Source organism: Anaerococcus sp. NML200574 (assembly GCF_026131665.1).
GTDB classification, from domain to species: domain Bacteria; phylum Bacillota; class Clostridia; order Tissierellales; family Peptoniphilaceae; genus Anaerococcus; species Anaerococcus kampingae.
Window position 1 is genome coordinate 1 of the sequence record NZ_JAMXSM010000011.1, and the last position, 15,718, is coordinate 15,718.

The 15,718-nt window shown below is 35.1% G+C and carries 16 protein-coding genes; 1 reads left to right on the forward strand and 15 read right to left on the reverse strand.

Annotated features, from left to right (window positions below; all coding sequences use genetic code 11):
- The 11 genes from NH286_RS06045 to NH286_RS06095 form a co-directional block, all read right to left on the reverse strand.
- Positions 1-586: replication initiator protein A (locus NH286_RS06045; protein WP_265237616.1), on the reverse strand; the 586-nt coding region annotated here is incomplete at its 3' end.
- Positions 587-670: 84 nt separating this feature from the next.
- The gene (locus NH286_RS06050) at positions 671-952 is read right to left on the reverse strand and encodes a CD1845 family protein (protein WP_039880650.1); all 282 of its coding nucleotides are present in this window, start codon (positions 950-952) and stop codon (positions 671-673) included.
- A 63-nt stretch (positions 953-1,015) separates the two neighbouring features.
- The gene (gene lysS / locus NH286_RS06055; protein WP_265237617.1) at positions 1,016-2,929 is read right to left on the reverse strand and encodes a lysine--tRNA ligase; all 1,914 of its coding nucleotides are present in this window, start codon (positions 2,927-2,929) and stop codon (positions 1,016-1,018) included.
- Between the two features lie 9 nt (positions 2,930-2,938).
- Entirely contained in the window at positions 2,939-3,412 is a 474-nt protein-coding gene (gene greA / locus NH286_RS06060; RefSeq protein WP_106459970.1) for a transcription elongation factor GreA, read from the reverse strand.
- Complete coding sequence (gene dusB, locus NH286_RS06065) at positions 3,381-4,379, reverse strand: tRNA dihydrouridine synthase DusB (RefSeq protein WP_265237618.1); 999 nt, start codon at positions 4,377-4,379, stop codon at positions 3,381-3,383. The genes greA and dusB overlap by 32 nt, the downstream gene beginning before the upstream one ends.
- Entirely contained in the window at positions 4,357-5,148 is a 792-nt protein-coding gene (locus NH286_RS06070; RefSeq protein ID WP_265237619.1) for a type III pantothenate kinase, read from the reverse strand. Before NH286_RS06070 ends, dusB begins: the two co-directional genes overlap by 23 nt.
- Before the next feature lie 61 nt (positions 5,149-5,209).
- Entirely contained in the window at positions 5,210-5,701 is a 492-nt protein-coding gene (locus NH286_RS06075) for a DUF986 family protein (RefSeq protein WP_106459967.1), read from the reverse strand.
- A gap of 39 nt (positions 5,702-5,740) precedes the next feature.
- Positions 5,741-6,310: a hypoxanthine phosphoribosyltransferase gene (gene hpt, locus NH286_RS06080; protein ID WP_265237661.1), complete on the reverse strand. Its 570-nt coding sequence runs from the start codon at positions 6,308-6,310 to the stop codon at positions 5,741-5,743.
- Complete coding sequence (tilS, locus tag NH286_RS06085) at positions 6,300-7,661, reverse strand: tRNA lysidine(34) synthetase TilS (protein WP_265237620.1); 1,362 nt, start codon at positions 7,659-7,661, stop codon at positions 6,300-6,302. The genes hpt and tilS overlap by 11 nt, the downstream gene beginning before the upstream one ends.
- Positions 7,645-8,136, reverse strand: coding sequence for an FtsB family cell division protein (locus NH286_RS06090; RefSeq protein WP_265237621.1), 492 nt, complete (start codon positions 8,134-8,136; stop codon positions 7,645-7,647). Before NH286_RS06090 ends, tilS begins: the two co-directional genes overlap by 17 nt.
- Positions 8,126-8,374, reverse strand: coding sequence for an RNA-binding S4 domain-containing protein (locus NH286_RS06095; protein ID WP_106459963.1), 249 nt, complete (start codon positions 8,372-8,374; stop codon positions 8,126-8,128). Before NH286_RS06095 ends, NH286_RS06090 begins: the two co-directional genes overlap by 11 nt.
- Positions 8,375-8,445: 71 nt before the next feature.
- Between NH286_RS06095 and NH286_RS06100 the strand changes: the two genes are divergently transcribed.
- Positions 8,446-9,480 carry a DNA polymerase IV gene (locus NH286_RS06100; protein WP_265237622.1) on the forward strand — a complete coding sequence of 345 codons (1,035 nt, stop codon included), beginning with the start codon at positions 8,446-8,448 and terminating at the stop codon, positions 9,478-9,480.
- A 45-nt stretch (positions 9,481-9,525) separates the two neighbouring features.
- Here NH286_RS06100 and recA read toward each other — a convergent pair whose 3' ends face one another.
- The 4 genes from recA to NH286_RS06120 all read right to left on the reverse strand — a co-directional run bounded on the left by recA (position 9,526) and on the right by NH286_RS06120 (position 15,698).
- Positions 9,526-10,584: a recombinase RecA gene (recA, locus tag NH286_RS06105; protein ID WP_265237623.1), complete on the reverse strand. Its 1,059-nt coding sequence runs from the start codon at positions 10,582-10,584 to the stop codon at positions 9,526-9,528.
- A gap of 93 nt (positions 10,585-10,677) precedes the next feature.
- The gene (pgsA, locus tag NH286_RS06110; RefSeq protein WP_265237624.1) at positions 10,678-11,208 is read right to left on the reverse strand and encodes a CDP-diacylglycerol--glycerol-3-phosphate 3-phosphatidyltransferase; all 531 of its coding nucleotides are present in this window, start codon (positions 11,206-11,208) and stop codon (positions 10,678-10,680) included.
- Positions 11,208-13,475, reverse strand: coding sequence for a DNA translocase FtsK (locus NH286_RS06115; protein WP_265237625.1), 2,268 nt, complete (start codon positions 13,473-13,475; stop codon positions 11,208-11,210). The genes pgsA and NH286_RS06115 overlap by 1 nt, the downstream gene beginning before the upstream one ends.
- A gap of 75 nt (positions 13,476-13,550) precedes the next feature.
- Entirely contained in the window at positions 13,551-15,698 is a 2,148-nt protein-coding gene (locus NH286_RS06120) for a polyribonucleotide nucleotidyltransferase (RefSeq protein WP_265237626.1), read from the reverse strand.
- Positions 15,699-15,718 lie beyond the last annotated feature (20 nt).

The window sequence follows — 15,718 nt, forward strand, 5'->3', positions numbered from 1 at the left end:
AGTCCTTGTATTCTTCATCAGTCAAAAATATGTTTTTATATATTCCATAAGGCTTTTGTCCCTTACTAAAATCATTCTTTCTTAACTCATTATTACTAATATTGTTATAGTTACCTTCCGATTTTCGGAAATCTTGAAGTCTGTTATTAGGAGTTCTTGAATTCCGATTATCGGAAGTCTGGACTTCTGCTTTTCGGAAATCTGGATTTCTATTATTTGAATCGGAGAAAACACTCATAAAATCTTTAACATATATCCTATTTGGTTTTCCAAGTCCTTGTCTTTTCTTTTCTATCAATCCAATTCCTGATTTTATATCAAGCTCATTTATAATCTTTAAGGCTTTATCATTAGCACAGTTAAATTGCTCTTTAATAGCATCCATTGTGTAGTAAATAAAGACTTTTCCATCTTCATCTATCCAGCCATTTTTATATGAAAGACCCATTCGATTAAGCATATATGAATACAAAACTTTAGCTTCAATAGAAATGCTCTCAAAAATCTCATCTTCCATTAATACCATAGGTAACCTAATGAAGTTATACATCTCAGATTGCCTATTATAAAAATAATCAAAATTCATTCTTACCTCCTTTCTTTGAAATAACAAAAAGACGACAGAATTATTACTTTCTATCGTCTACGATTGTCTAATATTTATTTTTCTTTAAATTGATTTTATTGTATAGTTTAATAATTCTAATAATCCAATAACATATATACCTAATTTAGGTAATCCAAATGGACTAAATAAAAATGCTAATATTAGTGCTTCAATTACAATTTGCTTGTCTCCTTGAAATATGCTAGCTAATCCAATTATAAAAATTAAAGTAGAAACTACGCTTAACAACGCAGTACTCAAACTTAATATGAAGGTTAAAAAAGCTATGAGCAAACTCAACACTAATCTTATCGGTAATAAAATTATTCTAATTATCCATCTCATACATACCCCTAAAAATTAAACTGGGATTCATAACAAACCCCAGTTTCATAATTAGCGTGTCCTTTAATATAATTTTGATCCTGCTGGAATATTATCATCCAACATTATTAAGTTAAGTTTTTCTTCTCCGTCGTACTCGCAAATTGCAGATATAATCATACCTTCTGAGTCGATTCCCATCATCTTACGAGGAGGAAGATTACAAATCGCAAGCAGTGTCTTTCCAATTAAGCTCTCTGCGCTGTAATATTCCTTAATACCAGATAAAATAACTCTTTCTTTTTCAGAACCATCATCTAATGTAAATTTCAAAAGTTTTTTTGACTTTGGAACTTCTTCGCAGTTTTTAACTTTTACAACTCTAAAATCAGACTTTGAGAATGTATCAAAATCAACCATATCTTCAAATAATGGCTCTACTTTTACTTTTGATAAGTCGATTTTTTCTGTCGTAAGTTTGTCGTAAGTTTCGTAAGTTTCTTTTGACAAACCCCCATTTTCTGCCTTTTCTAAGCCTATTGGCTTCATTGTTGGGAATAGTAGGACGTCTCTAATTGAGTGTTGGCCTGTTAAGATCATTATTAGTCTGTCGATACCAATTCCAAGTCCACCTGTTGGAGGAAGTCCTACTTCTAGGGCATTTACGAAGTCATAGTCCATCATTTGGGCTTCATCATCGCCAGCTTCTCTTTTTCTAACTTGGTCTAGGAATCTTTCCTTTTGGTCTTCAGCATCATTTAGCTCTGAGAATGCGTTGCCTATTTCTGCTCCAGAAATAAAGGCCTCAAATCTATAGGTTAGGCTTCTGTCGTCGTTCTTTCTTTTAGCTAGTGGTGAGATTTCTACTGGGTAATCAGTTATGAAAGTAGGTTGGATTAGGTTTTCTTCTACATAAGCATCGAAGAATTCTGCTATAATTTCTCCCCTTGTTTCCTTAACTTCTACACCCTTTTCCTTGGCGATAGCTATTGCTTCTTCGTCAGTTTTAATTTCGTTAAAGTCTACACCAGAATATTCCTTAACAGCTTCTATCATTGGAATTCTCTTCCATGGTGCCTTTAGTTCTATTTCTTGGCCATCAAATTCAACAACAGTTGTGCCCTTTACCTTTTTAGCAATGAATTCAACCATGTTTTCAGTGATTTCCATCATGTCTTCATAGTCGCCGTAGGCTTGGTATAATTCCATAGCGGTATATTCAGGGTTATGGGTTGCATCCATTCCTTCATTTCTAAACATCCTGCCTATTTCATATACTCTATCAAAGCCACCAACGATAAGTCTTTTTAGGTAAAGCTCGTTTGCTATTCTTAGGTACATATCAATATCTAGGGTGTTGTGGTGGGTGATAAATGGACGAGCTGTAGCTCCACCTGCGATTGTATTTAGGATTGGAGTTTCAACTTCTAAGAAGCCCCTATTATCTAAGAATTCTCTGATTGCTGATATGATTTTTGACCTTTGCATGAATACATCCTTTACTTCAGGATTTACTATTAGGTCTACATATCTTTGTCTATATCTAAGATCTGGGTCCTTTAGGCCGTGCCATTTTTCTGGTAGCATTTGTAGGGCCTTGGTTAAAAGGTCACTTTTTGCTACTTCTATTGATATTTCACCTTGGTTGGTTTTAAATACCTTTCCTTCAACACCGATTATATCACCGATATCGTATTTTTTGACATATTTGAAGTCATCGCCGATAACATTTTTTCTATTTACTACTTGAATTCTGCCAGATTCATCTTGCACATCCATAAAGCTCATGTTTCCGTGGCCTCTTTTGGCAAGAATTCTACCGGCTACTCTTACAGTTTGATCTTCATATTTATCAAAGTTATCCTTGATTTCTTTTGAGTCTGTTCTGTTTTTAAAATTAACTATTCTGTGTGGGTCTTTGCCTTCTTCTTTTAGATCATGGAGCTTTTCTCTTCTGATCTGAAGCATTTCATTTAAATCTTGTGTGTTATCAGCCATTTTCTCTCCTTATTTAATACCTTTAATTACAAAATACATTTTACCATTTGGAGTTTCAACTTCTACCCTATCGCCAACCTTATGGCCAATAATAGCTTCTCCAACTGGTGATTCGTTTGAAATATATCCTTCAAGAGGATTTGATTCAGCCGTTCCTACTATCTTGTATTCTACTTCTTCTTCAAATTCTTCATCAAAAAGCCTTACAGTATTTCCTACTCCAACTATATCAGAGTTTTCTACTACTTCGATAGTTTTGGCATTTCTGATCATATCCTCAATTTTCATTATCCTAGATTCTACTTCACCCTGTTCATTTTTTGCTTCATCGTAGTCAGCATTTTCTGAAAGGTCTCCAAAGCTTCTAGCAATCTTGATTTTTTCTGCCATTTCTGGACGCTTTTTGGTTTTTAAATACTCTAGTTCATCTTCTAATTTTTCTAATTTTTCTTTAGTTAATATTACTTCTTTTTTCTCTGTCATTATATTCACCTAATTTTTCTTTATATTCGTCAAGCAGGTCAAAAATTTCCTTGCTTGTACATATCTTATTTACCCTATCTCTGTATTCGCAAGACTCATATAAGCCTTTTATATACCAGCCAACATGCTTGCGCATTTGATTTATTACAAGTCTTTCATCCTTAAATCTTAGGGCAAGTTCGTAGTGGTCTTTTATCTGATTTATTATATCATCAAAACTTGCTTTTGTGTAAGATCCAGTTTTTATATAGTCTTTTATATAAGAAAATATAAACGGATTACCCATTGCACCTCTGGCAAGCATGACCCCATCAGCTTTTGTTGTATCAATAATTTCTATAAAATCTTCTACGCTGAAGCAGTCACCATTTGCAATTACCGGTATTTTTACAGCTTCTTTAAGCTTTCCAATAGCATGCCAGTCGGCCTTTCCTGAATACATGGCTTTCCTAGTCCTTCCATGAAGGATTAGATAGTCAGCTCCTGCCTCTTCCATGGCCTTACCATTTTCTAGATAATTTATATGGTCATCATCTACACCAAGCCTATATTTGATATTTATCTTCTTATCAGTCGCTTCTCTAAGCGCCTTTGTAATCTGATAAACTTTTCTAGGATCTTTTAGAAGGGCTGATCCTTCGCCATTATTAAAAATCTTTGGAGCTGGGCAGCCCATATTAAAGGATATTTCCTCAATATTTTTAAGGGGATTTATTTTTTCCTCAACTACCTTTTTTATCTTGTCTATATCAGAACCAAATATTTGAATGTTGGCCTTTTTTTCTAAATCTGATATGTACATGATATCCTCTGTGGCCTTGTTGTCATAGACTAGGGCATTGACTGATACCATTTCAGTAAAGGTCTTATCTACCCCATGCCTTTCACATATTATCCTAAAGGCTGTATCTGTGACTCCTGCCAGGGGAGCTAGCATTATTTTTTTATCTGTTAATATTTCTGTCATAGATTATTTTAAGCCCTTTAAGCATCAAATCTGGTTCTATGGTTTCTATATATTTACTTGATTGAGAAATTAATTCTGAAAATCCACCAGTAGCTATGACATTGATATCTTCTCTTTTGATATCAAGCCTTTCTATGATTTCATCTTCTATTGTCTCTATTAACTTATCAATCATTCCTATATAACCTATTACAATTCCTGCGTTGATGGCTTCTGATGTTGATTCTGTGATGGCTGTGGTTGGTTGTTTAAGCTCTATTTTTGGTAGCTTAGCTGTTTTTCCAAATAATCCATCTTGGGCAATCCTTATGCCAGGGGCAATTGATCCACCAAGATACTTACCATCACCTGTTATAACATCTAAGGTTATGGCTGTACCCATATCCACTACTATGGATGGACCGCCGTATTTTTCATAGGCTGCCACTGCATCTACTATCCTGTCAGCCCCAACCTCTGTTGGATTTTCGTAGGCTATGCTTATTCCTGTGTAGGTAGTATGATCTACTACCTTAGCTTCCTTGTCAAATAGCTTCCTATTTGCAGATTGCCAATTGTAGAGCACATCTGGTACTACGCATGATATGATTGTGTCGTTGATATTTTTTATATCAAAGCCATGAATCATAAACATATTAAATAAAGTAGCAACTAATTGATCGCTGGTGCTTTTCAAGTCAGTTGCCACTCTAAATCTAGCCTTTAAATTTTCATCATCATAGACACCTATTACAGTGTTTGTGTTGCCAATATCTATAACCAGTAACATATAATCCCCTTTTTACTTGTTTAACTCTTATATGATACGGTTTTTAGACGTTTTTTCAAGATTATTTGCCTAATTTATGCTTTCTTATTAGGTCGTTTATCTCTTCTATATCTTCTTTTCTTACCTTTGTGGATTCCCTATTTGTATTGCCATCTTTTTTGATAGCCATAACAAGGTCTCCTCTTTCTTGGTCAAAGCCCCATTTTTTAAGTTCCTTAAAGCTTACAAAGCCTGTATTTATTAGCATACCGTTATCTGCTATATAAAGCTTTGTGGTTGAATAAATTGCAAATACTAGAGCAAGAACTATCATTATGGAAGCTACCATCATGGAGTTTTTATTTGATACCTTATAACCTTGGTAAAGATTTACTATAGCTGTAACGATTAAAATTGAAAATAAAATTGCTTCCATGCTTGATATTGGTCTTTTGAAGGACTTTATATCACTACCCAGATGCTTTTTATCTCTTTGTTGCTTAAAAATCCTGTAGATAAAAAATACTGTTATTACCCCGTATAAAATTAGTATCATATTGTCAAAACTTCCCATATATTCTCCTTTCTTTCAAAATAAAATAGGCCAAGCGACCTATTTCATCTCTTCTATGTCTTCGTATACTGATCTTTTAACTACGCCGATATAAGGAAGATTCCTATATAATTGGTTATAGTCAAGTCCAAAACCTACCACAAATTCATTTGGTATCTTAAAGCCAACCCAGTCAGATTTTAAGTCAACTTCACGCCTTTCGGGTTTGTCTAAAAGTGTTATAATCTTTAAATCCTTTGGACCTCTTTGAAGAAGGTTCTCCTTGACCTTCTTTAGGGTGTAGCCAGTATCTATTATATCTTCTATAATAAGTACTTCCTTATCCTTTATATCCATGTCTAAATCCATTAAGATTTTAACATTGCCTGAAGAATAGGTATTGTCAGCATAGGATGAAACTGACATAAATTCCATCTTACATTCTACATTTAGATATTTAGCTAGCTCGCTTACAAACATCACTGATCCCTTTAGGATGCAAATTAGAATTAGTTCGTCCTTGTCTGCGTAATGTTCATTTAGAGTATTAGCTAATTTTCTTATCTTTTTGTTCAAACTTTCTTCATCAATGAGTACTTTCTCTATAAGATCATTGCTGTCAATCTTCATCATATACCTCGATTTGTAGTATTTTGCTCGTAAGGTCTGTGACCTTAAATTCTCCGCTCATCCTTAGACCTGTTATCCATATAATCTTATCATCCGATAAAATTATTGGCAGTCTATCTCTTTTAGCCCTATCTATCTTTTGGTCGATAAAAAAGTCCTTAAGCTTCTTATTAGATTTACTTCCTAAGGGTATAAACTTATCGCCATTTCGCCTAGTTCTAACTTTTAGGGGAAATTTAAGCTTATCATAATCAAAGTAAGCCTTTGATCTATCCCTTGTGTAAGTCTTACTATTAATTATACTTGATTTTATGATTTTACCATCAAAGTCAATCTCATCTTCGGCGTATAAATCATAGACGCTTTCATTTTTAAAGTCCTTGGCATCTTCTAAAATATAATAGTCGTAAGACTTTCTAAATCTTAGATCATCTTTTATTATTTCCTTGCCATTGGCAAGAGTAATTAGAGATAAAAATTCATCTATATTATCTTTTGAAATATCCTTGATAGTCCCTTTTAACTTTTCAATCCCAAGTCTTATGAGCCTATTTTGGTAGGGCTTTCTTAAACTTTCAAAATCATTTTTTCTAAATTTTATTGCCCTAACTGACCTATCACATATTTTATCATAAATCTCTCCTATAGTATCATCTATGATTGTAAGGTCATCCTTGGCAAGGTCGCTTAGCCTTGCGGCTTGGTCAATAAATCTAGGATTTATCTCCTCTAGAAGTGGAATTACTTCTAGCCTTATCTTATTTCTAGTGTAGTCAGCTTCAAAATTGGTGTGGTCTATTGCGTAGGGGATGTTATTTTGGCCTAAATAAGTTAAAATATCTTTCTTCTTAATATCTAGAATTGGCCTTATAATATTTCCAGACCTATAAGCCATAGCCTTTAAGCCATCTAAGCCTGTTCCTCTTACTATCCTCATAAGGACAGTTTCTGCTTGATCATCCTTATTATGGGCAACTGCAATCTTTGAATGCGGAAATTTTCCTGCTAAGCGGTTGAAAAAATCATATCTCAGCCTGCGACCTGCATCTTCTGATGAAATTTTCTCTTTCTTTGCTAAATCATCCATAGACCTTGCTTCTGAGAAAAATTTAAGGCCAAGATTTTTTGCTGTATTTCTTACAAGGTCTTCATCCTTTGCGGCCTCTTTCCTATGGAGGTGGTTAAGATGGGCAAGGACAATGTCAAAGTCAATTTCTTTTCTAAGTTTATCTAGCATATAGATTAAAAATTGACTATCTGGTCCACCGCTTGCTCCAACAATTATCGTGTCGCCTTTTTCTATTAGCTGATGTTTTCTAATAGTTTCTAAAAACCTATCTTCCATTTTCATTTGTTTCTGTATTCTCTTTAGTTTCTGTATTTTCTTGGCTTTCTACTTCATTATTAGGATCTACTCCCTGGCCTTGGTCAGGGTTTTCTACTTTTTCATTATTTTCTTGACCTTCTTTATTATCATTTTGATCAATTTTATTGATTACGCCTGAATTTTCTTCCTTGACTTCAGATTTCTTGACCATACCTAGCTTTTCCTTGGCGACTTTTTCCTTAAATTGGTCAGTATTCCTATTTTCGTAGTCTTTATTTAGGCTATTGATTTCTTTTTTGACATTTTCAAGCTTTTTCTTGCTAGAAACTATATCTTGGTCGAGTTTTTTCATATCAGCATTTAAATTTGAATTTAAAAAATAAAAGCCAATTACAGAAAAAATCACAAGACCAAAGGCTGTTAGCAAAAACCTCTTATTCTTCTTGCCTCTTTGCTTAAGGTAGGAATTTTTCCTAGCCTTTCTCCTATTATTCGCCATCTATTACCTCATACATGCTCTCGGCATTATTTTTCTTAGCTCCTTCTATCAGGCTTAGAACTTTTGCCTTTAAGACAGATTTACCGAAGGTTATTTCAATTATATCGCCTATTTCTACCTCACTGCCTGGCTTTGCTATTTTATCGTTAATCTTTACTCTCTCGTTTTCACAAGCTTCTTTTGCTACTTGTCTTCTTTTAATTATTCTTGAATTCTTTAAAAATTTATCTACTCTCATAACATAACTGTACTTTTTCTTATATCTTATTCAATAATAGGTATTTAGCCAAAAATTAGTATAGTATAGGTATGAAGTACATATTTCACATCGACTGCGATGCTTTTTACGCATCCTGCGAGGAGCTTAGAAATCCAAAACTTAAAAATATTCCTATGGCTGTGGGTGGCCTTACAAATAAGTCTATCATTACGACTGCCAATTACATGGCAAGGAAATATGGCATCCACTCTGCTATGCCTGTTTTTATTGCAAGGGACCTTTGCCCTGACCTTAAGCTTGTCCCTGTTGACCATGATTATTACAGGAAAAAGTCCAGGGAGGTCTTTGGTATAATTAGGTCCTATTCTAGAATCTACGAGCAAGTTTCAATAGATGAGGCCTATATACAAATTTATTTGGATGACCCAATTTCCTTTGCCAAGGACTTACAAAAGGAAATCATAGATAAGACTGGCATTCCAATTTCCATCGGTATTTCCTATAATAAGTTTCTTGCCAAGCTCGGTTCTGACTGGAATAAACCTTTTGGAATAAAGTATATTGATAAAGAAGAAGCTGATAAAATTTTACCAGATCTTGCTGTAGGCAAAGTACACGGCATTGGTAAGAAAGCAGCTTCCAAGCTTAATCAAATTGGGATTTATAAGGTTTGTGACCTTCTAAAACTTGATAGGGTCTTTTTAGAAGACCTTTTTGGCAAGGGTGGGGATTATATTTACCATGTAATTAGGGGAATTGATGATAGACCAATTGAAGTTTCAAGACTTAGAAAGTCTATCGGCAAGGAGAGGACCCTAAGTAAGAATACCAATGATAAAATCCTCCTTAAATCCTATCTTAAAAAAATTGCAAGTCTCATTGAAAAAGAGATGGATGATAAGAAAATCCAAGCTAAGACCGTTTCTATCAAACTTAAAGATGAGTATTTTAAAAATAGAACCAGGTCTTATACACTTCAGGAGCCCATTTATAAGGCAAGTGATATTTACAATGAAGCGATAAGTCTTTTTGATGAGGTTTTTGAAGGTGAATATCTAAGGCTTATCGGTATTTCCCTTTCAAATTTATCAGATAGGGATATTGACCAACTTACTTTTTTATAAAAAAACCAAGTCTAATCCATCTTGTGGATGACTTGGCTTTTTCTTTTATTCTTTATCTTCAAGTAATGATTCTTGTTTATCTTCTTCGGCTTCTTCTGATGAGTCTTCAGCTTTTGCGTCCTTTTTGAAGGCCGCTCTTACCTTAGCATCGATTTCTTTGACAAATTCTGGATCATCTTCTAGCATTTTCTTTATATTTTCCCTACCTTGGCCAAGTTTTTGGTCACCGTAGGAGAACCATGATCCTGCCTTGTCTATTATATCTAAATCTACCGCAGTATCTAGGAGTACTCCTTCTTTGGAGATTCCCTTACCATACATTATATCAAATTCTACTACCTTAAATGGTGGTGCTACCTTGTTTTTAACAATTTTTACCCTTGTACGAGATCCAATTGAGTTATCTCCCTCGGTGATGGTCTTTATCCTTCTTATATCAAGTCTTACTGATGAATAGAATTTAAGGGCACGACCGCCTGTTGTTGTCTCAGGACTTCCAAACATTACTCCAATTTTTTCTCTTAATTGGTTAATAAAAATAACTGTAGTATTCGATTTGGCAATGATACCTGTAAGTCTTCTTAGGGCCTGGCTCATAAGTCTAGCTTGTAGACCCATATGGCTATCTCCCATTTCACCTTCGATTTCTGCCTTTGGTACTAGAGCTGCTACAGAGTCTATTACAATTAGGCCAACCGCCCCACTTCTTACAAGGCTTTCAGCTATATCAAGACCTGCCTCACCTGTATCTGGCTGACTCATGATAAGATTATCTATATCTACACCAAGATTTGCAGCATATTCAGCATCTAGGGCATGTTCAGCATCGACAAAGGCACAAGTATCGCCAAGCTTTTGGGCTTCAGCTATTACGTGAAGGGCTAGGGTTGTCTTACCAGATGATTCTGGTCCATAGATTTCTATTACCCTACCACGTGGAAGACCACCTATACCAAGACCTATATCAAGGTTGATAGCTCCAGTTGGTATTGCTTCAATTTCAATCTTAGGAGCATCTCCCATCTTCATTACAGAACCTTTTCCGTATTTTTTCTCTATTTGCTTAAAAGCTTGGTCCAGAGCTTTTTGTTTTTCTTTATCCATATTTTCTCCTTATACATTAAATGTCTAATCGTTAGTACTATTATATACTTATTTTTTCTTTATTAAAGTTTTTTTGTAAAAAATATAGTTTTTCTAAATATTTTCTAGGTCTAGAACCTTTTTATTTTTAATTATATAGTCAAGGCCAGATATAATTGTAAGGATTACTGCTAGGTAAAATACGTATATTCCAATCATATGGGTAAATTCACTTTCTAGAAGCAAGAGGACTAAGGATACCATCTGGCTTATAGTCTTGGCCTTGCCCCATACACTTGCCGCTATGGTTATACCCATATCAGCTGCAAGAGTCCTAAAACCTGTAATTATTAGCTCTCTTGCTACAATTATTATTACTGCCCAAGCGGGAATTATTTTACTTTCTACAAGTACTATAAAGGCTGCAAGAGTTAATACCTTATCTACAAGTGGATCTACAAATTTACCGAAGTTTGTAATTAGATTTCTACTTCTTGCTAAGTGTCCATCAATGGCATCTGTTAGGGATGCTATTATGAATATTATGGCTGCTACATTATAGGATGTGCCATAGTAATAGTAAACTAGGACAAAAACTGGTATTAAAAATAACCTCACCATAGTTACTTTATTTGCTATATTCATTAATCTTCCTCCAAATATGTTCTATCAACTAAGACCTTGCGAGGTTTGCTTCCTTCATAACCCCCTACAAGTCCCTTTTGCTCTAATTGATCAATTATCCTACCAGCTCTTGCATAGCCGATTTTAAGCTTTCTTTGAAGCATGGATACACTTGCTGTATTATCCTCGATAATTAGCCTTATAGCTTCATCTAAAAGCTCATCTTCATCTTCTAGCTCCTCGGTGTTGGTCTTCTCTTCTACCTTTTCAATGGCTTCTTCATTGTAATCAGCCTTTGAATTATTTTTTATAAAGTCAACCACATCTAAAACTTCATCGTCGGATACGAAGGCTCCCTGGATTCTTACAGGTTTCATGGCATCAGATGATAGATATAGCATATCGCCCTTGCCTAGAAGTTTTTCTGCTCCTTGGGCATCTAGGATTGTCCTTGAATCTATTTGGCTTGTTACAGCAAAAGATATCCTTGATGGAATGTTGGCCTTAATTGTACCAGTTATTACATCTACTGTTGGCCTTTGGGTCGCTATAATAAGGTGTATACCGCAGGCTCTGGATTTTTGAGCAAGCCTTGTGATGTAGTCTTCTACCTCACTTGCAGCTGTCATCATTAAATCTGAAAGCTCATCTACTATAACAACTATATAAGGTAGGTTTTCCATAGATTCGTCAGTCTCGCTTGCCTTTTTATAACCCTTTATATCCCTTACATGGTGCTCTTCAAAGAGTTTATACCTTTTTTCCATCTCAGAAATCGCCCAAAACAAGGAACTTGCAGCCTTTTTAGGATCAGTTATAACAGGCATTATCAAATGAGGAATCCCATTATAAACTGATAATTCTACAACCTTTGGATCTATCAATAGAAGTTTGACCTCATCTGGTGAATGCTTGTATAGAATAGACATGATTATAGTATTGATACAAACAGACTTACCTGATCCTGTAGCACCTGATACCAAAAGATGGGGCATCTTCTCAATTGCTGATACAATTACCTCACCAGATATGGACTTACCCATAGCAAAAGGTATGGCTGACTTGCTTTTAATAAAGCTTGCTGATGAAATTATCTCCTTAAATCCAACCATTTCCTTTGTATCATTTGCCACCTCTATTCCTACGTGGGATTTGCCAGGTATTGGGGCTTCTATCCTTATGCCTGATGTGGCAAGGGATAGGGACAGGTCATCTGCAAGATTTACAATTTTTGAAACCTTGACCCCTCTTTGTGGTTTTAGTTCATAGCAGGTTACTGTTGGTCCCACATCTATTTGGACAACCTCTCCTTCTATGCCGAAGGATTCGAGGGTTTCTTCGATTATTTCAGCCTTTTCTCTGATTTCGTCATTATCAATTCCCTTATCCGTGTCAATGTCATGTAATAAATCAACTGATGGATAAGAATAGTTTGAAAACTCTCTTTTTAAATCTTCATTAAGGTCTGCAAATTCAACCTGCTTAGACTTGTAATCATTGATTATTTCTATATTTTTAGCTTGTGGCTCTTTTTTCTGAGCCACTCTTCTTTTTACAGCTTTTCGTGGTTCTTGATCAGGATTTTTTTCAAACCTTGGAATTTTTCTTGGTTCTTCCTTAGCTTGGATTTGCCTATCTTCTCTCTTATCAGCTAAAAACACCTTGAATTTATTATAAGTCTTTATAGTCAAGTGTTTGATGCCAAGTCCTAGAATTATAAAGCCATCCCTAATTTTGAGGAAAAATTCCCTATAGGAATATGGACTTACATTTATTATAAATGAACCTATAAGTGTTATATAAAGGATATATAGGCCAAGTGGACCGATAAAGTTTAGAATATAGAATCCTACTAATCCACCAAACCATCCACCTCCTAGGCTTTTTTTGAAGGCAGAATATTCTACAGACCAGGCTAATTCATTTCTTACAAAGTCTTTAGAAAGGATGGCAAGGGTTAATAGAAATATTCCATAAATTAGAAGCATCTTTGATAAGTTTTGCTTAAATATTCCCTTATAAACCATGAAAAAGGATACAAATAAGCCAAGTGGAAATAATATTGAAAGTTTTCCAAAAAGCTTGGCAAATATATCGCCTATCCTATCTCCCAAAAAACCTGTGTTTGATGAGATGATAAAGATAAATAAAAATACCGCAAGTCCCATCATAACCATAGAAAAGGTCTTTAGGTTGAAATTTTTTTCTCTAATTTTTTTCTGTTTACTTTTGTTAGGGGCTCTGGAAGATGACTTCTTCCTTACCCTTCCTTGATTTTTATTTGTCATATTAACCTCATTATTATTATATAGTAATAAGGGCAAAAAATAAACTGCCCAGAGGACAGTATATTTTTTTAATTACTAGTTTTGTTCTTTTTTATCATTCTTATAAGGTGATTCATCTACTGGCCAGGCTTCAGCTTTTTCTGGCTTTTCTAAAAGGGCCTTTCTTGAAAGGTTAATTCTACCTTGTCTGTCAATTTCTGTAACCTTAACTTTGACTGTATCGCCAATAGCTAGTTCATCTTCAACCTTGCCTACTCTATGGTGGGCAATTTGTGAAATGTGTAAGAGACCTTCCTTACCGATAGCAATTTCAACAAAGGCACCAAAGTTCATAATTCTTACGACTTTTCCTTCGTATATATCTCCTGGTTTTGGATCGGTAACTATTGCCTTTATCATCTCTATAGCCTTCTTACCGCTTGCTCCATTATCACTTGCTACTGTTATATGACCATCATCTTCTGTGTCAATCTTTACACCTGTTGCATCAATAATCTTATTTATGGTCTTTCCACCAGAACCAATTACTTCACGCACCTTATCTGGGTCTATGTCTATTGTGTAAAGTCTTGGTGCATATTCTGAAAGTTCTGCTCTTGGCTTATCTATAGCTTTTTCTATGACATCAAGGATTCTAAATCTAGCATCCTTTGCATCAGCTAGAGATTGTTCAAGAACTTCTTTTGTTATACCTGATATTTTCATATCCATTTGTAGGGCTGTGATACCATCACGAGTACCTGCTACCTTAAAGTCCATATCGCCAAGGTGATCTTCTAGGCCTTGGATATCTGTAAGAATTGATATAGAATCATCTTCCTTGATTAGACCCATAGCAATACCTGCTACTGGCTTTTTGATTGGAACACCTGCATCCATTAGGGAAAGGGTTGAACCACAGATTGAAGCTTGAGAGCTTGAACCATTTGATGATAATACTTCTGATACGACTCTTATTGTGTAAGGGAAGTCTTTTTCATCTGGTAATACTGGGACAAGGGCTCTTTCAGCTAGGTGGCCGTGACCTATCTCACGTCTACCTGGTCCTCTTAATGGTCTAACATCTCCTACACAGAATGGTGGGAAATTATATTGGTGCATATATCTTTTTTGTATATCTTCTACATTTAGGCCATCAATTATTTGACTATCTGCTGGAGAACCTAGAGTTACTACAGATAAAACTTGTGTTTGGCCTCTTTGGAATAAGCCTGAGCCGTGTACACGTGGAAGCACTTCAACTTCTGCAGATAGAGGTCTAATTTCAGTAAGGTCTCTGCCATCAGGTCTTATCTTATCGATTGATATCATTCTTCTTACTTCTTTTTTCATGATATCATCTATTCTTCTATGAATTTCATCTTCACTTTCTGGATAGTCTTCAAGGAATTTCTCCTTAGCTTCTTCTTCTATCCTAAAGATGTTATCTTCTCTTTCAGTCTTATCTGTTGTTCTGATTGAGTTTTTGATTTCTTCTTCAAAATTTTCTGAAATTAGTCTATCAAGTTCTATCTCTTCGTGAGCTTCTACTTCTTTTTTCTCCTTACCAATGTCATCTATGATTGTTTGGATAAAGTCAGAAATATCACCTATTTCTTCTAAAGCAAGTAGCATTGCTTCAAGCATCTCAGCTTCATCAAGCTCATTTGCTCCTGCTTCTACCATGTTGATTGCGCCTTTTTTACCAGCTACAGTTAGCTCAAGGTCAGATTTTTTTCTATCCTCTTCTTTTGGATTTACTATTAGCTTGCCATCAACTTTTCCAACCATACAAGCCCCAACTGGTCCGTCAAATGGTATATCTGAGATACCTAGAGCAATTGATGCACCTATTGTTGTTAGTGGGTCTGGAAGGTGGTCGTGGTCCATTGATAGGACTGTTGCTATAACTTGTACGTCATTGTAGTAATTTTCTGGGAAAAGTGGTCTAAGAGGCCTATCCATTTGTCTAGCGATCAAAGTTGCTCCATCGCTTGCCTTTCCCTCTCTTCTTAGAAAACCCCCAGGAATCTTTCCTACAGCGTATAGTTTTTCTTGGAAATCACAAATAAGTGGGAAGAAATCTATACCTTCTCTAGGTTTTTCACTTGCTACTGCTGTTACTAGAAGGGAGGTGTCTCCACTTTTTATGTAGCATGCTCCATTGGCTTGTTCTGCAAACTTACCTATGGTTACTTCTAATTCGTATCCGTTTTTTGAAGTGTAGTTGTAATTTTTGATCATTTAATCTCCTATAAAATAAG

Bases quoted from the DNA above. Each gene is read 5' to 3' on its own strand.
- recA (WP_265237623.1), bottom strand. From the start codon at position 10,584: ATGGATAAAGAAAAACAAAAAGCTCTGGACCAAGCTTTTAAGCAAATA.
- NH286_RS06095 (WP_106459963.1), bottom strand. From the start codon at position 8,374: ATGAGAGTAGATAAATTTTTAAAGAATTCAAGAATAATTAAAAGAAGA.
- tilS (WP_265237620.1), bottom strand. From the start codon at position 7,661: ATGAAAATGGAAGATAGGTTTTTAGAAACTATTAGAAAACATCAGCTA.
- pgsA (WP_265237624.1), bottom strand. From the start codon at position 11,208: ATGAATATAGCAAATAAAGTAACTATGGTGAGGTTATTTTTAATACCA.
- NH286_RS06115 (WP_265237625.1), bottom strand. From the start codon at position 13,475: ATGACAAATAAAAATCAAGGAAGGGTAAGGAAGAAGTCATCTTCCAGA.
- hpt (WP_265237661.1), bottom strand. From the start codon at position 6,310: ATGAAGATTGACAGCAATGATCTTATAGAGAAAGTACTCATTGATGAA.
- dusB (WP_265237618.1), bottom strand. From the start codon at position 4,379: ATGACAGAAATATTAACAGATAAAAAAATAATGCTAGCTCCCCTGGCA.
- NH286_RS06070 (WP_265237619.1), bottom strand. From the start codon at position 5,148: ATGTTACTGGTTATAGATATTGGCAACACAAACACTGTAATAGGTGTC.
- NH286_RS06050 (WP_039880650.1), bottom strand. From the start codon at position 952: ATGAGATGGATAATTAGAATAATTTTATTACCGATAAGATTAGTGTTG.
- NH286_RS06100 (WP_265237622.1), top strand. From the start codon at position 8,446: ATGAAGTACATATTTCACATCGACTGCGATGCTTTTTACGCATCCTGC.
- greA (WP_106459970.1), bottom strand. From the start codon at position 3,412: ATGACAGAGAAAAAAGAAGTAATATTAACTAAAGAAAAATTAGAAAAA.
- lysS (WP_265237617.1), bottom strand. From the start codon at position 2,929: ATGGCTGATAACACACAAGATTTAAATGAAATGCTTCAGATCAGAAGA.
- NH286_RS06120 (WP_265237626.1), bottom strand. From the start codon at position 15,698: ATGATCAAAAATTACAACTACACTTCAAAAAACGGATACGAATTAGAA.
- NH286_RS06075 (WP_106459967.1), bottom strand. From the start codon at position 5,701: ATGGGAAGTTTTGACAATATGATACTAATTTTATACGGGGTAATAACA.
- NH286_RS06090 (WP_265237621.1), bottom strand. From the start codon at position 8,136: ATGGCGAATAATAGGAGAAAGGCTAGGAAAAATTCCTACCTTAAGCAA.